The sequence below is a fragment of the Acidobacteriota bacterium genome (genome assembly GCA_030697165.1).
Classification (GTDB): domain Bacteria; phylum Acidobacteriota; class Vicinamibacteria; order Vicinamibacterales; family UBA2999; genus 12-FULL-67-14b.
The window spans coordinates 451383-468628 of record JAUYQQ010000015.1 but is presented as its reverse complement, the minus strand read 5'-3'; the positions used below and the strand labels follow the sequence as shown (position 1 = coordinate 468628).

The 17246-nt window shown below is 64.5% G+C and carries 14 protein-coding genes; 2 read left to right on the top strand and 12 right to left on the bottom strand.

Translation table 11 applies throughout. The features are described 5' to 3' along the window. Positions 1 to 12 precede the first annotated feature (12 nt). From rsfS to Q8T13_15640, 7 genes are all read right to left on the bottom strand, one after another. Complete coding sequence (rsfS, locus tag Q8T13_15670) at positions 13 to 474, bottom strand: ribosome silencing factor (protein MDP3719202.1); 462 nt, start codon at positions 472 to 474, stop codon at positions 13 to 15. After that, complete coding sequence (gene nadD / locus Q8T13_15665) at positions 467 to 1126, bottom strand: nicotinate-nucleotide adenylyltransferase (GenBank protein MDP3719201.1); 660 nt, start codon at positions 1124 to 1126, stop codon at positions 467 to 469. The genes rsfS and nadD overlap by 8 nt, the downstream gene beginning before the upstream one ends. Then, the gene (gene obgE, locus Q8T13_15660; GenBank protein MDP3719200.1) at positions 1123 to 2253 is read right to left on the bottom strand and encodes a GTPase ObgE; all 1131 of its coding nucleotides are present in this window, start codon (positions 2251 to 2253) and stop codon (positions 1123 to 1125) included. Before obgE ends, nadD begins: the two co-directional genes overlap by 4 nt. Positions 2254 to 2261: 8 nt before the next feature. Next, on the bottom strand, positions 2262 to 2519 hold the full coding sequence (rpmA, locus tag Q8T13_15655) for a 50S ribosomal protein L27 (protein MDP3719199.1): 258 nt from the start codon (positions 2517 to 2519) through the stop codon (positions 2262 to 2264). A 15-nt stretch (positions 2520 to 2534) separates the two neighbouring features. After that, positions 2535 to 2852 (bottom strand): 50S ribosomal protein L21, encoded by a 318-nt coding sequence (gene rplU, locus Q8T13_15650; protein ID MDP3719198.1) that lies wholly within the window; start codon positions 2850 to 2852, stop codon positions 2535 to 2537. Positions 2853 to 3002: 150 nt separating this feature from the next. Then, on the bottom strand, positions 3003 to 3776 hold the full coding sequence (locus Q8T13_15645; protein MDP3719197.1) for a hypothetical protein: 774 nt from the start codon (positions 3774 to 3776) through the stop codon (positions 3003 to 3005). A 67-nt stretch (positions 3777 to 3843) separates the two neighbouring features. Continuing rightward, positions 3844 to 4206 carry a tetratricopeptide repeat protein gene (locus Q8T13_15640; protein MDP3719196.1) on the bottom strand — a complete coding sequence of 121 codons (363 nt, stop codon included), beginning with the start codon at positions 4204 to 4206 and terminating at the stop codon, positions 3844 to 3846. Between the two features lie 157 nt (positions 4207 to 4363). Here Q8T13_15640 and dprA point away from each other — a divergent pair, with 157 nt between their 5' ends. Both dprA and topA read left to right on the top strand, forming a co-directional pair. Then, the gene (dprA, locus tag Q8T13_15635) at positions 4364 to 5185 is read left to right on the top strand and encodes a DNA-processing protein DprA (protein ID MDP3719195.1); all 822 of its coding nucleotides are present in this window, start codon (positions 4364 to 4366) and stop codon (positions 5183 to 5185) included. 9 nt (positions 5186 to 5194) lie between these two features. Then, positions 5195 to 7906 (top strand): type I DNA topoisomerase, encoded by a 2712-nt coding sequence (topA, locus tag Q8T13_15630; protein ID MDP3719194.1) that lies wholly within the window; start codon positions 5195 to 5197, stop codon positions 7904 to 7906. A 34-nt stretch (positions 7907 to 7940) separates the two neighbouring features. Here the strand turns inward: topA and Q8T13_15625 are convergent, their stop codons facing one another. The 5 genes from Q8T13_15625 to Q8T13_15605 form a co-directional block, all read right to left on the bottom strand. Next, positions 7941 to 8537: a Uma2 family endonuclease gene (locus Q8T13_15625; GenBank protein ID MDP3719193.1), complete on the bottom strand. Its 597-nt coding sequence runs from the start codon at positions 8535 to 8537 to the stop codon at positions 7941 to 7943. A 188-nt stretch (positions 8538 to 8725) separates the two neighbouring features. Continuing rightward, the gene (locus Q8T13_15620; protein MDP3719192.1) at positions 8726 to 14470 is read right to left on the bottom strand and encodes a PAS domain-containing protein; all 5745 of its coding nucleotides are present in this window, start codon (positions 14468 to 14470) and stop codon (positions 8726 to 8728) included. 4 nt (positions 14471 to 14474) lie between these two features. After that, positions 14475 to 15983, bottom strand: coding sequence for a circadian clock protein KaiC (kaiC, locus tag Q8T13_15615; protein MDP3719191.1), 1509 nt, complete (start codon positions 15981 to 15983; stop codon positions 14475 to 14477). A gap of 27 nt (positions 15984 to 16010) precedes the next feature. Further along, on the bottom strand, positions 16011 to 16292 hold the full coding sequence (locus Q8T13_15610) for a circadian clock KaiB family protein (GenBank protein MDP3719190.1): 282 nt from the start codon (positions 16290 to 16292) through the stop codon (positions 16011 to 16013). 235 nt (positions 16293 to 16527) lie between these two features. After that, on the bottom strand, positions 16528 to 17151 hold the full coding sequence (locus Q8T13_15605) for a response regulator transcription factor (protein ID MDP3719189.1): 624 nt from the start codon (positions 17149 to 17151) through the stop codon (positions 16528 to 16530). Between the last annotated feature and the right edge of the window lie 95 nt (positions 17152 to 17246).

The window sequence follows — 17246 nt, the reverse complement described above, 5'->3', positions numbered from 1 at the left end:
CTCCTGGCACTATTAGTCTTGGTCGGGGAGTTCGTGGCGCACGGCGCTGCCCCAGAGGCGGTCGAGGGCGTAGAACTCGCGCGCGTGCTTCGAGAAGACGTGGACCACGAAGTCGAAATAGTCGAGCAGCACCCATTCGGCCCGCGCGTAGCCTTCCACGAGCGAGGGCCGTTGCTTCTGCCCCTTGAGCGCTGTCTCGATCGAATCGGCAATGGCCTGCACCTGCCGCGGATTGGCGCCCGAACAAATCACGAAGTAATCCGTGAACGCGCCCGCCTTCTTCAGGTCGAGCACCACCACGCCGGTGGCCTTCTTGTCCTGCGCCGCGTCAATGACCGCCTGGATCGACTTGGGCAGCTTGGCCGGGCGCGGCGCCGCCGGTTTGTCGCTTGCCTCGCCGGAGCCCGACGAAGCCTTGGCGGCGTCGGGGCGAAGGCGGGGCCTGGGTTTCCGCGGACTCGTCGTTTTAGCCATGCAAGGTGCTTTCCAGATACAGACGATGGGTCGAGATGTATGACGCGACCGAATCGGGAACCAGGCCGCCGATGCCGTGGCCGGCGCGGACGCGGCGGCGGATCTCAGTGGACGACACATCAGGTGTCGCGGTTTCGAGCAGGATGACGCGGGTTTTGTCGCCAGGCTTGGCGCTTGAGGCTTTGGGCTTGAACAAGTCCGGTGTCGTCATGCGGTCGGCAAGGTCAGGGACACGCGCTTTGAGTGAGTGTAGCGTGATTCCGGGCCGCGCGACGACGATGAAGTGAGCGAGGTCGAGGACGGCAGGGTAGCGTGACCAGGTGGCAATTTCTGCAAACGCATCGGCGCCAATGATGAAGAAAAACTGCGTCGTAGACCGGTCACGGAGCGACGTCAGCGTATCGAACGTGTACGACGGTCCGTCACGCTTCAGCTCGATGTCCGAGGCCGTCCAGCCCGGCTGCTCCCGTGCGGCCAGTTCGGCCATGGCCAGTCGCGCCTCTGGAGAGGCGCCAACCGACCGGTGGGGCGGAATGTGCGACGGGACGAGCATCACGCGGTCGAGCTGCAGGGCTGCCTGGGCCTGGAGGCCAGCCGCGAGGTGACCGTTGTGAATGGGGTCGAACGTGCCGCCGAGGACGCCGAGCGTCATCGTTTCTTTGGCGTGCCGCTGCGCAAGGGCGGCATCAGCGCCGGATTGTAGTCCGCGGGCACTTCCCGGTCGTCGTCTTCTTCCGGGTCGATCTCGATCGCCTTGGCCTCGAGCTCGCGCGCCTTGGCAATGATCGGCCACGCGGCCTCGATCAGTTCCTTCACGCCGGTGCCGGCCACGGCGGAAATCTGGAAGAACTTGAGCTTCAGTTTCTTGGCGCGCTTCTCGAGCGCGGTGATGCGCTTCGGATCGTCAATCGCGTCGATCTTGTTGGCGGCGACCAGGTGCGGCTTCTTGAGCAGCTCGGGGTTGTAGAGCTCGAGTTCCTTGCGGATGGTGTCGAAGTCTTCAACCGCATCGCGGCCCGAGGCGCTGGAGATATCCACGAGGTGAATGATCACCTTGGTCCGCTCGATGTGGCGCAGGAACTGGTGACCGAGCCCGTGGCCCTCGTGCGCGCCTTCAATCAGCCCCGGCACATCGGCGACGACGAAGTCGCGATCGCCGCTCAGTGCGACCACGCCGAGATTGGGCGTGAGGGTGGTGAACGGATAGGCGGCAATCTTCGGCTTGGCTGCCGAGATCACGGAGATCAGCGTCGACTTGCCGGCGTTGGGATAACCAACCAGGCCGACATCCGCCAGCAGCTTCAGCTTGAGGTGGAGGTCGAATTCCTGCCCCGGCTCGCCCGGCTGCACCTTGCGCGGCGCGCGATTGGTGGACGTGGCGAAGTGCGCGTTGCCAAGCCCGCCGCGCCCGCCCTGCGCGAGCAGCACCCGCTGGCCCACCACCGTGAGGTCAGCAGCCTGCACCTTGTCGCCGGTCTCCGGATCGACCGTGAATACCAGCGTGCCCACCGGCACGGGGATCTCGAGGTCGCGTCCGCCGCGGCCGGTACGCAGGGCGCCGGCACCGTTGCCGCCGCGCTGGGCCTTGTAGTCGGGATTGAAGCGGAAGTGGACGAGCGTATTGCGGTGGGGGTCGGCGACGACGTAGACCGAACCACCGGCGCCGCCGTTGCCGCCGTCAGGTCCGCCCTTCGGGACGAACTTCTCGCGACGGAAGCTGAGGGATCCCCTGCCTCCGTCGCCAGCCTTGATGTGGATGTCGACTTCGTCGACGAACACTTACGTAGTTACTCGACCGGGTGGACCGAGATAAAGCGTCCGCGCTGACCGTGGTCTTCGAACTTCACCTTGCCGGTGACCTTCGCGAAGAGCGTGTCGTCCTTGCCGAGGCCGACGTTCAGCCCGGGCTGGTACTTACGGCCACGCTGGCGCACGAGAATCGAGCCGCCGGTGACGAGGTTGCCCTCGAAGCGCTTGACGCCGAGCCGCTGCGAGTTGCTGTCGCGGCCGTTACGAGACGATCCCTGACCTTTTTTAGTAGCCATTACAGCGCTCTATCTCTAAACCTGGATGTCGGTGATGCGGACGCGCGTCAGGAGGCTGCGATGGCCCTTCGTCCGACGGTACTGCTTGCGCCGCTTCTTCTTGAACACGCGGATTTTCTTGGTCTTGTCGAGCTCGCCGATGACGCCGAGCACCTTGGCGCCCGTCACGAAGGGCGTGCCGGCGGTCACGTCGCCTGCGTCATTGCTGACGAGGAGGACCTGGTCGAACGAGACTTCGCCGCCGGCTTCGCCGGCGTTGTGTCCGTCGATGGCGATGATGGCGCCCGTCTCGACACGGAACTGGCGGCCCGAGGCCTGGATGATTGCAAACACGGTCAACTCTCCGAATCAGGCGGCGGAAGTGAATTTCCGCGCCACAGGAACTACAAAGGATAGCACGAGGGCAGGTGGGGCTGGTAGGGCGGGTTGGGCTGGTAGGGTGACTTTGACCCGCCCCACCCGCCCTACCAGCCCCACCCGCCCCTATTTCAGAAGGGTCCTGGTTCCCTTTATCTTCTGTGCGCTCAACGTGTTAAGGAAGGCCGGGAGCAGCCGGTCCATGAGCTCGAAATAGGACGACAGGGCCGGGGTCTGCTGGTTGGCGTTGTAGAGGATCTCTTCCCGGAACGTCTCGCTATGCAGGGTTTCGCCGGTGCGCCCGTCGATGAAGATAAACGTGGGACGGAGCACGAAGCCCTTGCGCTCCATGTAGGTGCGAACCGGCACGACCTGCCGGCGGCCGAACGAGTCGTACACTTCCTGTTCGCGCTGGACGAATCCGGCGCGCTGTTGCGGCGCGAACAGCACGGCGCCGGTCACGATCAATGGCTGCTGGAACTCTTCGCCAATCCGCTTCCAATACGCCACGTTCGCGAAGATGTGGTTATAGGGCTCGAGGTCCCTCTCGTCGTTGAAGACGGGCGGCTTGTTGGGGTCCTGTTCGGGAGCCGGCGTGGCGGCCTGCTGGTCGGGCACGGGTGGCGGGCTGGCCTCGCCGCCTTGCCTGGCGACCTCGAGCAGGGGCAGCGTGTCGGCGTCGATCACCCGCATGATGCCCTTGTTGCGCAACTGGCTGCGCAGCAGGCGCACGGTCTCCAGGTTGGCGTCGACATCGTCGTTGGCGCCGGCAATGAAGCCCGCGATGAAGATGCGCTGAAACGGCGTGACATCCAGCTTGGGCTGGATCGGCGTTTCAATCGGGATCTCGGTATAGCTTTGACCGCACGCCGCGAGCGCGGTCACCAGCACCAGGCACATCGATGCCTTTGCCAGGACCCCAGCCGTGCGCCACAGTGTTAGCTTTGCCCGGCCTCCGGCCGTGCGCCTAGTACTGCCGGCCGTCTTTCTGAGCCGCGCGGTCATTGATTTCCTTGAACAGGTCGTAGTTCTGCCGAACGAGCACATTGTTGGGTTCGAGCGCGAGCGCCTTCTCGTAGGCCTCTCGTGCCTTTGCCAACTGACCCTCGTGCTCGTAGGCCACTGCGAGGTTGTTGAACGCTGCGGCGTAAGTGGGATCCAGCTGGGTGGCGCGCTCCCAGCGGTAGATCGCCTCTTTCCACAGACCGCGCTGCGCCACCTGGATGCCGAACTCGACCTGTTCCTTGGCCTGACCCCGCTGCTCGGCCCACGCGTGTGGAGCCGACGCCACGACCACGAACAACGCCAAAACCAGAGGACGGACAGACATGGTTCCTACTCCGCACTATATCGGCCTGCCCCGGGGGCGGCAAGTGAACATTCCTTGCACCGACGGACCTTGCCCCGCCGAAGCAAGAGGTGGACAACTTGCGAAGGCGGGGGTATTGTCGGGGGCAGGTCAGGCGGCCGTCAGCTGAGGTTTCCCCATGGATACCGTCCGGCTCGGCTCGTCGTGTTTTCCACAACTCCTGACCGAAATCCCCAATCCGCCTGCGATTCTCTGGTTCCGTGGCGATCTCTCGATTTGTGACAAGATCGTGGTCGCCATCGTCGGCGCACGTGCCGCATCCCGAGCTGGGACGGCGGCGGCCGAGGCGCTGGCCGGCGACCTGGCCCGGGCCGGGATTGTTGTCGCCAGTGGATTGGCGCGTGGCATTGATGCGGCGGCGCATGCCGGCGCCCTTGATGCCGGGGGCACCACCATCGCCGTGCTGGGGACGGGCATCGATTGCGTGTATCCCGAAGAGAACGCGCCCCTGTTTGATCGCATTGCCGCCGCGGGGCTGCTGTTGACCGAGTTTCCGCCAGGCGTGCTTCCGTTCCCCGGCAATTTCCCAAAGCGCAACCGCATCATCAGCGGCCTGTCTCGTGCCGTGGTGGTGGTCGAGGCGGCCGAGAAGAGCGGGTCTCTGATCACGGCGCGGCTCGCTGCCGAACAGGGGCGGGATGTCATGGCCATGCCCGGATTGACTGCGGGTGGCCGCAACCGTGGCGCCCATGCCTTGCTGAGGGACGGGGCAAAGCTGGTTGAGTCTGCGGTCGATATCCTGCAGGAGATGGGCATCGGCCACCCGCGGGGGTTGATGCGCGAAACCTCGGAAACCGTTGAATTTACGGTAGATGACATCGCGGTCGAGCTGAAGATTTCGGCCGGCGATGCGCTAGCCCGGCTGCTCGAATGGGAGCTGACCGGAGAAATTCGTCGAATTGGATCGGGCCGCTTCGTTCGATCCCGGAGTAAGGTGTAAAGACTTTCGATGCCAATACCGCTAGTTATTGTCGAATCGCCCGCCAAAGCCCGAACCTTGTCTCGTTTCCTCGGAAAGAAATACCGGGTGGAGGCCAGCTACGGCCACATCAGGGATCTCCCGGAGTCGGCCGCTGAAGTCCCCGCCGAGATCAAGGGCAAGTCGTGGGGCCGCCTGGGGATCGATACCGACGGCGAGTTCACGCCGTACTACGTGGTGCCCGGCGACAAGAAGAAGAACGTGACGGCCCTCAAGGCCGCCATGAAGGACGCGTCGGAATTGATTCTCGCGACCGACCCTGATCGCGAAGGCGAAGCCATTAGCTGGCACTTGAAAGAGCTGCTCAAGCCCAAGGTCAAGGTTCGCCGCATCGTCTTTCACGAGATCACCGAGGAAGCCGTCAAGGCGGCGCTGGCCGAACAGCACGACATCGACGAGAACCTCGTCCGCGCGCAAGAGAGCCGTCGCATTCTCGATCGCCTCTACGGCTACACGTTGTCGCCGGTGCTGTGGAAGAAGGTGCAGACGGGCCTCAGCGCGGGGCGCGTGCAGAGCGTCGCCGTGCGCGTCATCGTCGAGCGCGAAGAAGAACGCCTGGCGTTCCGGACCGCGAGCTACTGGGACCTCGAGGCGAAGCTGCGCGGCGGTGCGATCGAGTTCGGCGCGACCCTGGCCAAGATCGGCGGCCAGCGCGTCGCCACCGGCAAGGACTTCGATAGCAAGGGCGTGCTCGAGTCAAACACCGTCCGGCTGCTCGACGAGACGACCGCCACCGAGCTGCGCGAAACGCTGATGCGCAAGCTGCCGTGGTCTGTGACAAGCGTCGAAGAGAAGCCCTTCACGCAGCGGCCCTCGCCGCCGTTCACCACTTCGACGCTGCAGCAGGAAGCCAACCGCAAGCTTGGTTTCTCGTCCGAGCGCACCATGCAGATCGCCCAGCGGCTGTTCCAGGGCATGGACCTTGGCGGCGGTGACCTCGAGGGTTTGATCTCGTACCACCGAACCGACTCGACGACGCTCAGCAGCAAGGCGCTGGTCGAAGCCCAGCATGCCGTGGTCGAGTTGTACGGCGCCGACTTCCACAAGGGGCCGCGGCAGTACCAGACCAAGGTCCGCAACGCGCAGGAAGCCCACGAGGCGATTCGTCCCACCGACTTCCGCCGCACGCCGGCGTCGCTCGAGCGCATTCTCGAAAGCGACGAGATGCGCGTTTATGACCTGATCTGGAAGCGCGCCGTGGCGTCGCAGATGGCCGACGCCAGGCTGCTGCGCACCTCGATCGAGATCGCCGGCGAGACCAGCAACGGCGTCGCCGCGACCTTCAATGCCAGCGGCAAGGCCATTGAGTTTGCCGGCTATCTGCGCGCCTATGTCGAAGGCTCGGACGACCCGTCGGCTGAATTGCTCGAACAGGACTCCGTGTTGCCCAAGTTGTCGGTCGGCGACCAGGTCTGGTCCCCAGACAAGATGGACCAGGAGCTGATCCTCCTCGGCCTCGATGCCAAGGGCCACCAGACCTCGCCGCCCGCCCGCTACACCGAAGCGTCGCTCGTGAAGAAGCTCGAAGAAGAGGGCATTGGCCGGCCGTCGACCTATGCGCCGACGGTCGCCACGATTCAGCGCCGCGGCTACATTTCACGGCAGGGCAAGGCCCTGGTGCCGAGTTTCACCGCGTTCGCCGTGACCCGCTTGCTGCGCAATCACTTCGGCGATTACGTGGACCTCGCGTTCACCGCCGAGATGGAAGAGATCCTCGACAAGATCTCGAACGGCGAGAAGGACTGGCTGGTGTTCCTGGCCGAGTTCTATCGCGGCGACGGCAAGCATCCCGGTCTCGAGCATCTCGTCGAGGACAAGGGGCAGGCGATCGAATACCCGATCATCGAGCTCGGCATCGATCCCGAAAGCAACTTACCCATTCGCGTGCGCATTGGCCGCTACGGTCCGTTCCTGCAGATGGGATCGCAGGCCGATGGCGGTCCGCGCGCGTCGCTGCCGGAAGATCTCGCGCCGGCCGATCTCACGCTCGACAAGGCCATCGCGCTGCTCAAGGCCAAGGCGCAGGGGCCCAAGTCGCTCGGCGTTGACGAGCCGAGCGGGCAGCATGTCTACATCATGCACGGCCGCTTCGGCGCCTACGTGCAGTTGGGCGAGACCCCGGAAGACCGCGACATCAAGCCGCGTCGCGCGTCGCTTGGCCGGGATCACACGGAAGACACTATCACCCTCGAGGTTGCCCAAAAGCTGCTGTCGTTGCCGCGCGAACTCGGCACCGGCCAGGACGGCGAGGGCATTTTCGCGAACGTCGGCCGCTTTGGGCCGTACGTCAAACACGGTACGGAGTTCCGCTCGCTCGAAGAGTCGGACGACGTGTATGCCATCACGCTGGCGCGCGCGGAGGAGCTGCTCGCACAGCCGAAGAAGTCGGGCCGGCGCCAGCGCGCCGAACCGAAGGAACTAAAGGCCCTCGGCAAGCATCCCGACAGCGGCGAGAACGTCCGTATTCTCGACGGCCGCTACGGTCCGTACGTGACCGACGGCACCACCAACGCCTCGGTGCCGAAGGGCACGCAGGTCGAGGCAGTGACAATGTCGGCGGCGGTGGAGCTGCTGGCGGCTCGCGCCGGCATGTCGAAGTCAAAGAAGCCGGCCCGCGGCCGCAAGGCGGCGAAGGCGCCGGCGAAGCAGAAGGCTGCTAAGAAGGCGAAGAAGTCCGCGTAGACGATCGGAGGGCGACGGCTTTAGCCGTCGCCGTCTACGGCCGAAACAGGGGCTCGAGCGCCAGTTCCCAACCCGGAAGCAGCGCCGTCGTCAGTGAGTCGCCCTTGCCGGATTCGAGCGTGACCGCCAGCGGAAACGATCCGTCTGCGGCGCGCCGGTAGACCGCAACGTTGTCGCCTTCGGGATCAACAATCCAATACTCGCGCACACCCTCGCGATCGAAGAGTTGCCGCTTGAGCGTGAGGTCTCGCTTGCGTGTGCCTTTGGACAGGATCTCGACCACGATGCCAGGAGCGCCGCGGATGTGCTTATCGGTAAGGACATCGAGTTGGTCGCCGAGGACCACGAGCACATCTGGTGCGACGACGTCGTAGGGAGTCATCACGACGTCGAGGGGCGAGCTAAACACTTCGCCCTGGCCAGCGTGTGCCGCCAGATGGTTGGCAAGGGCCGTCGTCAGCCGGACGACCAGCCGCTGGTGCCGGACGAAGGGCGAGGGCGTCACGAACAGCTCCCCGTCGATGAGCTCCCGCTGCACCCCATCATCGTCCGGGAACATGGCAACCAGATCGTCGTACGTGAGCCTGGCCGTGGAACGAACCGCGTCCGCCATCGCGTCCCTCCCTTCCATCCGGAAATCCTACCATCGTCCCTGGACATGCCGAGACGTGAAGCGAACGGCGTGCCGTCGAAGTTTCGGCGTGATCTCGCGAATGTGGCTCTTGAGGTCCGCAGAATCTGCGACGTCAATTGCATCGGCACGACGAGAAAACTGACAAGCCAACGCGAGTGCCGGGTTGGGTTGTTGCCAGGCTCCCCTCACCTCGGTCGGAGCAGACCCTTCAAGGCCTCCGCCAGTTGCCTTTCGGTGAATGGCTTGTCCAGCCGGGCCGTCACGCCCAGGGTCTTGAACTCCGCAGTCACGTCGTCTTCCATCCGACCGCTGGCCACCAGGACCGGGATGTCCGGCAGCATGCGCCGGAGCGCGCGGACAAAGGCCAGGCCGTCCATGTGGGGCATGTGCAGGTCCGTGATGATGGCGTGAATCTCAGCGCGATGCTTCGCCGCGTGAATCAGGCCATCGGCACCGTCGGTGGCGGTCAGCGGCGTGAAGTTCATCCGCTGCAGGACCGCGTGCGCCGTCTGCCGGAGGGCGGGTTCGTCATCCACGAACAGGATGGTTTCCCCTTGCCCACGGAACCTCTCTGCCGGTTCGGTCACAAGCTCCGCATCAACGCCACCAGCTTCGGCGGGCAGATACACGGCGAAAGTCGAGCCCTGTCCAGGTTGCGAATAGACCTGCAGAAATCCGTCGTGTCCCTTCACGATGCCCATCACGGTGGACAGGCCCAGGCCCGTGCCTTTGTCCGGGCCTTTGGTCGTGAAGAACGGGTCGAAAACACGGTCGAGAAGTTCCGGCGGAATGCCCGTGCCGGTGTCGCGCACCCGCAGCACCAGGTACTGGCCGGGCCTGGCGCCGGGCACGGAACTGGCGTAGACGGCGTCCACTTCCTGGCTCTCCGCTGACACAGCGAGCGTACCGCCGCTGGGCATGGCGTCACGGGCGTTGACGCACAGATTCAGCAGCACCTGGTGCAACTGTGTGGCGTCGCCAAGCACGGTCGGAAGGTGGGCGTCGCATTTGATCACCAGCCGGATGTTCTTGGGGAAGCTGCCCATCATCAGCTTCTCCAACTCCATGACCAAACGGCTGGTCTGGACGGAGACGCGTTCACCCGCCGCGCCCTTGGCGAACGCCAACAATTGCCGCACCATGTCCGCCGCACGCTTGCTCCCGTTGTCGATCATGTCCAGCAGTTCTGATTCACCGGGATACGCATCCCTTAGCAATTCACCGCTCATCGTGATGGGAGCGAGCGCATTGTTCAGGTCATGGGCAATCCCTCCCGCCAGCGTGCCGATGGACTCCAGACGCTGCGAGCGTTGGGCCAGGCGTTCGTGCTGCCGGCGATCGGTGACGTCCGTGTGGATGGCAAGAACGGTCTTGGGCTGGCCGGCGGCATCCCGCACGAGCGTCCACCGCCCTTCGATGTCGAGGATGCGGCCATCCTTGCATTTGTGCCGGCACTCACCAGTCCATTCGCCATCGGCGAGCAACGCCTCCATGGCCTGGTCGTATGTGCCCGGGTCGGAGGAGAGCAATTCCGCCATTGACCGACCGAGCACTTCCTGCGCGGTCCACCCGTAGAGCCGCTCGGCGCTCCTGTTCCAGTAGGTGAGGCGGTGGTCCAGGTCTCGCACCAGAATGGCGTCCTGTGCTGCGTCCAGCAGTGCCGCCTGCTCGCGCAGTCTCGTGTCGGTCTCCTGCCGCTCCAATTCCGCCGCCGCGCGGGCCGAGAAAATCTGGAGCGTGGAGACCACAAAATCAGGGTCCTTGAGCGGCTCGCGGAAGATCACAACCATCTGGCCGATGAATGTTCCCGCTGCATTGTCCAGCCGCCGCCCCACGAAGCCCTCGGCCCCCAACGCCGCCAGCGTCGGGGACAGAGGAAACTGTCGGGCCACCTGCTCGTGAATAACGCAGGTGTCCGATGTGTAAAAATTCTCGCAGGGCGTGCCCTGGATGACGTAATCGAAATTGGCCGTGACCTGATCGTCCACCACGACAGCGATGGTGCGTGAGGAGACCGGCTCGTCGGGGAGCACCTTCGCCACAAACCCGGCTTTCGCCCCCAGAGCCGCCACCATGTTGCGGGTCAGTTGTTCGAAAAAATCGGTGCTCGCGGCGGCCGAGACCGAGGCGGCGACCTGTTCCACCGCCGTGTGCATCCGTTGCCGGTCGGCGCGCGCCCGGAGGTTGACGATGCCGAAAGCCATGTCATCCGCCAGTTCCTGCAGCAGGCGTAGTTCATCCGGCAACGGCTGGCGGACTTCGGCCTGATACAGCACGAACACGCCAAACGTGCGGCTCCCGTTGGCCAGCGGCAGGGCGATCGTGCCCCGGAATCCGTGCGCCCGCGCCGCCTGCAGCCAGGGGCGGAACCCTTCATCGGATTCGAAATCAGGAATCACCACCGGCTCGCCGTGACGGATTACTCTGCCAGCTGGACCTTGCCCCGCCGGATCGTTTTCGCCCCAGGTGATCCGGACATTGGCGAGATAGCCACCCCCCAAACCGGCGTGGCTCTGGCACGCGATGGTCTTCTCCGCATCGTCAAGCGCGTAGCCGACCCAGGCCAGCCGGAAACCGCCGATGTCCACAGCGATCTGGCAGACGGCCGCCAGCAGGCCGCTCTCGCTCTCCGAGCGGATTAGCGCCTCGTTGCAGCGACTCAACATCGTGAGCGCACGATTGCTTCTGGTGATCTCCTCTTCGGCGATTTTCAGGTCATGGATGTCCGTGCAGGTGCCGAACCACTTCTGCACCGTGCCGGCCGCGTCCTGTTGGGGTTTTCCGCGGATCAGCCACCAGCGATACTGTCCATCCGCGCGGCGCAAGCGGCATTCGAGCGAATAAGCGCCAACGGTCGACGTGGCCCGCTGCCAGGCTTCCCAAGCCCGCTGCTGATCGTCGGGATGAAAGGGTTTATTCCAGCCATGGCCGAGGCTTTCCTCCAGCGTCAGCCCGGTATAGTCCATCCAGTGCTGGTTGAAGTAGGTGGTCCAGCCGTCCGCGCGTGTGACCCAGACGATTTGAGGCATGGCCTCTGCCAGACGCCGGAATTCCTCCATACTTCCGCGGAGGGCATCGGCCGCGCGATGGCGCTGAATGACGACACCGAGCGTCTCCGCCAGAATCTGAAGGTTGTGAATATCGCGCTTACCGAAAGCGCCGGGTTTGTCGGAGAGGACCTTGAGAACGCCCACGATCTCCCCGGACACATGCACCGGGGCGACGATCATGGCACGTACGCCCAGTGCGCGACAGAACGCCAGGTCCACGCGGGAGTCGGTCTCCGTATCGTCGCAACACAGGACCCTGCCGGTGGCGACCGCCACGCCGGATAAGCCGCCTTCAAGCTTTGGCGGACCGACATCGTCCACAACCATGCCGGCAGTCGCGGCATATACCATGTCCGATCCGTCCACCATCTCCACCGCGCCGCCCGCCGCCCCTGTTAAAACCATGGCGTGCTCGGCAATCCTCCGCAGCACATCGGAGGACGTCAGGTCCACGTTGGCGATTTCCTGCTGAACCTCGACAATCCCGGCGAGCGTCTCCGCCGCGCGCAGCGCCTCCGCCTGCGCTTTCTTCTGCTCGCTGATGTCCTGAAACGCGCCGTGCACCCGCCGAATCGCACCGGTCTGATCCCGCTCGGCTTGTCCGATCGACCGCACCCACTTGCCCTGCTTTTTCGCGCTCAGCAGCTCAATCTCCACGTCGAATGGCGTCCCTTCGCTGGCGCAGAGGGAAAAGGCCGACTCGATGACCGGGCGCGATTCCGGGGTGTAGAAGGCCAGGGCCTGGTCCAAGGCCGGTACCGTGCCGGCGGGCATGTCGTGGATCGCACAGACTTCATCCGACCACGTGATGCGGACATCCGGGAAGTCCACGCTCCATGCGCCCATGTGCGCAATATGACCGGCGATCCGCAGCAACTGCTCGCTTTCGCGCAGGTCCGCCTCGGCGCGCTTGCGCTCGGTGACGTCCATGACCACGCCCTGCCGGCGGACGGCCTTTCCGGCGGCGTCAAACGCGACCCTGCCGCGCTCAAACATCCACCGCACCTCGCCATCGGGGCGCCGGATCCGATATTCAGCCTCCAGTAACGGTGCTTCGGGTGTGATCTCGGCATGAACCGCGCCGAAGGCGGTCAGGTCCTCGGGAAGAATGAGCCCGGTGAAGGTCTCGAAGGTGCCGCCAAATTCCTCCGGCCGGATGCCAAACAGGCGGCACGTTTCCTCCGACCAGACCAGCTTCCCACTGGTGAGGTCCATCTCCCAACTGCCCATGTTCGCGATCTGCTGGGCCTCGGTGAGCAAGGTATTCATCCGCTCTGCACGGTTCTGCGCCGCTCTCAGGTCGGTGGTGTCCAGGACCGTTCCAGAGAGGGCCACGGGCTGTCCGCTGTCGTCGTGGATCAGTTCACCGCGCTCCAGGACGTGACGAATGCTGCCGTCGGGCCGGATGATTCGGTGCTCGATTTCCAGCGCCCCCCCGCCCGACAGCGCGGCCTGCTGGGCGGTTTGCATCGCGTCGCGGTCGTCCGGATGCACGAACGCGAAGAATCCTTCGTAGGTGGCGGCGAACGCTGACGGTTCGACGCCGAACATCCGGAACACCTCCTCGGACCAGCTCAGCTTCTTGGTCGGGATGTCCAGTTCCCAGCTGCCGAGGTGGGCGATGCGCTGGGCTTCCCGCATGCGCTGGGTGCTGGCAGATTGCTCGCGCGCGGCGGCCAGACGCTCGATCACCACGGAAAGCAGGGTGGCGACGGACTGGAGGAAGTGGCTGTCCTGCTCGGAGAACTGGCGCGGGCGGCGGGAATGAACGCCGAGCACGCCCCACGGTGTGCCCCGCAGGTAGATGATCGTGCTCATGCCCGAGCGAACCTGGTGCTCTACCAGCAGGGGCGACGCGCGGAAGCGGGTTTCGTTGGCCAAGTCATCCGACACCACGGGGATGCCCTGCATCAGGGCGAACCCGGCTTGGGATTCCCGTTCGCTGCTGACGGTCGCGGTGCCGATTACGCCCGGATCCCAGCCGACGCCGGCCACGAGCCGCAGCCGGCTCCGGTCAGGCGAGAGCTGGAGCACCTTACTCAGCTCCATGTCCAGCGCCTCGGCGGCCCTGGACGTTGCCAGGCGGAAAATGTCGTCGAGGGAGATGGTCCGGGAGGCCTCGATCCCCAGCCGCGCAATCACTTCCTGCTGGCGAGCCCGGAGAGCCAGCAGGTTCACCGAGCGCTTGCGCTCGGTGATGTCACGCAGCGAGATCAGGTGGGCCGGCTGAAGGTCCCACTGGGTCGCGGAGGCGAAAAACTCCAGGATGCGGCCAGAGCTGCCAGCCTCAAGCCCGTCAATTTCCACGGGGGTGCCGGAACTGATCGGAAAACCGAAGGGAAGCCCCACCAGGTCCTCTATCCGGCGTCCGAAAATTCGTGCGGCCGCCGGGTTGGCGAACTGGATGCGACCGGCGGCGTCAACCACGAGCAAGCCATCGGTCTGCTGCGTGATCAGCTCGCGGAAGCGCGCCTCGCTTTCGCGCAACTGGCGACTGAGTTCTTGACTCCGGAGCATGGCCCGGACGCGGGCGACGAGCTCCACGTTGCTGATCGGGCGGGCGATGTAGCCGTCCGCGCCGGCGTCGAGTCCCTCGGCCTGGTCTGCAGCCTGCGTCAATTGCGAGCTGAGGATCACGACGGGCAAGTGGGCCATTCGCGGGTCGGCCCGCAGCCGCCGCAGCACCTCGATGCCGCCGATGTCCGGCATCATGGCATCAAGCAAGACGAGGTCGGGGCTAAGTTCGGGGATGCATCTCAGCGCGGATGTGCCGTCGACCGCATCCGCCACGCGAAAGCCGGCCTTCTCCAGCACCAGCACGGTAGCCCGGCGAGTCGCATCGGTGTCATCGACAACCAGGATCAGTGGGCTGAGCGCCATCCGGCTACTCTTGGGGATAGAAACCGTGGATGCGTTCGAGCTCCATGCCGACCGCCTGACGCGGCCGCCCGGAAAGGATGCCGGAGATTTCCCGGAAGGGCCGGCCGATCCGCATGCCGGTGGCGTCGATGAGGAACTCGCGGATGTCCTTGTCGTGACTGGAACCGCGCATCTTCAGGATCATGACCCCGCGCCGCATTTCGCCGTGCATTTCCACATAGCGGAGCAGGATGATCGAGTCGGTGATGGTCGAGATGTGCTCATCGGTCACCGAAGTGCCGCCGAACAGATTCGGGGTAGTGGCGGTAAAGAGGCCGGCGATCTGCTGTTGCTTGATGTAGGAGGTCAGCCAGATGACGAATTCGCGGAAGCTCTGGACCGAGGACACCCGCTCGAGGGCGGAAAGGCTGTCCACCGCCACGCGCCTCGGGCGGTATTCCTCAATGATCTTTTTCATCCGGATCAAATGATCCTCCATGCCGGCGGCCTCCGGATACTCGCAGCAAATGCGCAGTAACCCCTCGCTCTCCATGCGGGGGAGGTCGACGCCCCAGCCGCTGGCGTTGCGGAATAGTTGCTGGCGGCTCTCCTCGAACGCGAAGAGCAGAGACCGCTCTTGGTGGCGGGCCCCGCCGGCGATGAACTCGGTGGCCATCAACGTCTTGCCGGTGCCGGTCGCCCCGGAGATGAGCACAATGGAATCGCGGAAGAATCCTCCCCCGCACATGGTGTCGAGATCCGCGCTCCCGGAGGTCATGCGCTCGCTTGACGATTGCTGGTTGAGTTCGATCGCGGACAGTGGAATGATCACGATGCCATGGTCCGGCACCACGGTAAACGGGTATTCCCCCTTGTGGTGGAACGAGCCGCGGAATTTCAGGATTTCCAAGGTGCGCCGCCGCTTCTGCGCCGCGAGGGTATTGCGGAGGACGACGACGTTGTCCGCCACGAACTCTTCGACTCCGAACTGGGATAGTTCACCATATTCCACGGTGCGCTCGGCCGTCATCACCGCGGTCACGCCCATGCGTTTGACGGCTTCCGCGACCCGCAAGAGCTCACGCCGGACCGTGGGGCTGTCGGCAAAATGGGAAAACACCGCGCCCAGCGTGTCCATGGAGAGCCGGCGCGCTCCGGTCTGCTTTACTGCGTGCTCGATGCGGGCGATCAAGGCGTTGAAATCGAACTCCCCGATCACGCTCGTCGGCGCATCGAACTCCGGGGCGGCGTCGACAAAGGCCCACTTGCCGGCGCGCTCCCAGGCCGCGATGTCCCAGCCGAAGCCGGTCATGTTCCGCCGGAGATCGTTCACTGATTCTTCGAACGTGACGAAGACCCCGGCTTCGCCCGCGTGCAGGATGCCCGCGGCCAGGAATTGGGCCGCGAAGACGGACTTGCAGCTGCCAGCCGACCCGGCGACGAGCGTTGTCCGCCCAAACGGCAAGCCCCCGCCGGCGATATGGTCGAAGCCGTCGATATATGACGGGAGTTTCTCGAAACTGATGCTATTCATGGGAGGTGAATGTAGGCAGGTTAGCGGCTAGTCAGGGAGGTCGAGGGCCTCGCCCAGGCGAGACGGGTCCGATAAATCACCGACCACGCGCCGGATAGGGGCGGGGGCCAGCTTGATCAACGTGGGGGTCGCAAGCACCCTGTCCTCGTCGGCACGGCCGGGTTCGGCCAGCACATCGATCACTTCCAACTCACTGCGTCCGGCCAGCTTCTCTTCGCACAGCTTCTGCAGCACTGCGATCGCCCGCTGGCTCCGGCCGGTGTGCCCGCAGACGTAGAGTCGGAAATGGAACTCGTGTTTGTCCTTCATCAGACTCACGGAAGTGACTTCGTCTGCCCACCGCGCGAAAGCGGAATGCCGCGCGACCCAAGAGGGCGGGCCGCTGCCTTGCATCAGGGGCCTTGCGAAGTATGCGTGAATGGACGAGGTGTGTCGAGGTTCGGGGCATACCCAATATTTGGTATGCCTCGCGATGAGGGGCCGAACTGCCATGCGCCTGTTTTGTTCGGATCGTTCATCCCCAGCACATTGAGCACTCCCCGCGCTACTGCAGACCGAGGGTGTTCGGCGTGATGCCGCGCTCAATCGCATATCGCACAAGAAGGGAGGAGGAGCGAAGCCCCAGTCGCCGCAGGATTGCTGCGCGGTGAGTCTCAGCCGTGCGCACGGTAATTCCAAGCTTCACTGCGATTTCCTTGGTCGCGAGCCCTTCGGCAATCCACGCCACGACTTCCAGTTGGCGAGGGGACAAGTCGGGCGTGTGCTCACTCTGCGGACGCTGGTTCGTACCGAGGGCCGCGGAAACGCGCGCCTTGAGCTCGCGCGCCGAGATGGGCCAGGCGACATAACCGACGGCGCCAGCCTCAAGGCCCTCCGCCTGCTCGATCGAGCCGATGGCGCACCCCGACATCAGGAGAACAGGAGTCGATCTCTTCCGCGCTCGCTCGCCAATCTGCCGGCAGGCTTCGATCCCGGAGATCCCGGGCAGCACGACGTCCATCAAGACAAGGTCTGGCGTGGGCTCGCGGCTTACCAGATCCAGCGCTCGTTCTCCCGTGTGTGCGGCGTGCACAACGTAACCGGACCCGGCAAGCACCCGTGTGATGAGGCCGCATCTCGGCAAGTCGTCGTCGACCAGCAGGATGCGCTTGGCATTTGCTGATTGCATCGGCACATTCTAAGAAAATGCATCGGCACATTCGAAGAAAAAAAGCGGATGCCCCGGCTAAAAATCGACTCCACCCCGGCACTGGCACGATGCTA

Bases quoted from the DNA above. Each gene is read 5' to 3' on its own strand.
- rsfS (MDP3719202.1), bottom strand. From the start codon at position 474: ATGGCTAAAACGACGAGTCCGCGGAAACCCAGGCCCCGCCTTCGCCCC.
- Q8T13_15620 (MDP3719192.1), bottom strand. From the start codon at position 14,470: ATGGCGCTCAGCCCACTGATCCTGGTTGTCGATGACACCGATGCGACT.
- Q8T13_15625 (MDP3719193.1), bottom strand. From the start codon at position 8,537: ATGGAAGGGAGGGACGCGATGGCGGACGCGGTTCGTTCCACGGCCAGG.
- rpmA (MDP3719199.1), bottom strand. From the start codon at position 2,519: ATGGCTACTAAAAAAGGTCAGGGATCGTCTCGTAACGGCCGCGACAGC.
- topA (MDP3719194.1), top strand. From the start codon at position 5,195: ATGCCAATACCGCTAGTTATTGTCGAATCGCCCGCCAAAGCCCGAACC.
- Q8T13_15610 (MDP3719190.1), bottom strand. From the start codon at position 16,292: ATGAAGGACAAACACGAGTTCCATTTCCGACTCTACGTCTGCGGGCAC.
- dprA (MDP3719195.1), top strand. From the start codon at position 4,364: ATGGATACCGTCCGGCTCGGCTCGTCGTGTTTTCCACAACTCCTGACC.
- kaiC (MDP3719191.1), bottom strand. From the start codon at position 15,983: ATGAATAGCATCAGTTTCGAGAAACTCCCGTCATATATCGACGGCTTC.
- nadD (MDP3719201.1), bottom strand. From the start codon at position 1,126: ATGACGCTCGGCGTCCTCGGCGGCACGTTCGACCCCATTCACAACGGT.
- Q8T13_15605 (MDP3719189.1), bottom strand. From the start codon at position 17,151: ATGCAATCAGCAAATGCCAAGCGCATCCTGCTGGTCGACGACGACTTG.
- Q8T13_15640 (MDP3719196.1), bottom strand. From the start codon at position 4,206: ATGTCTGTCCGTCCTCTGGTTTTGGCGTTGTTCGTGGTCGTGGCGTCG.
- Q8T13_15645 (MDP3719197.1), bottom strand. From the start codon at position 3,776: ATGTGCCTGGTGCTGGTGACCGCGCTCGCGGCGTGCGGTCAAAGCTAT.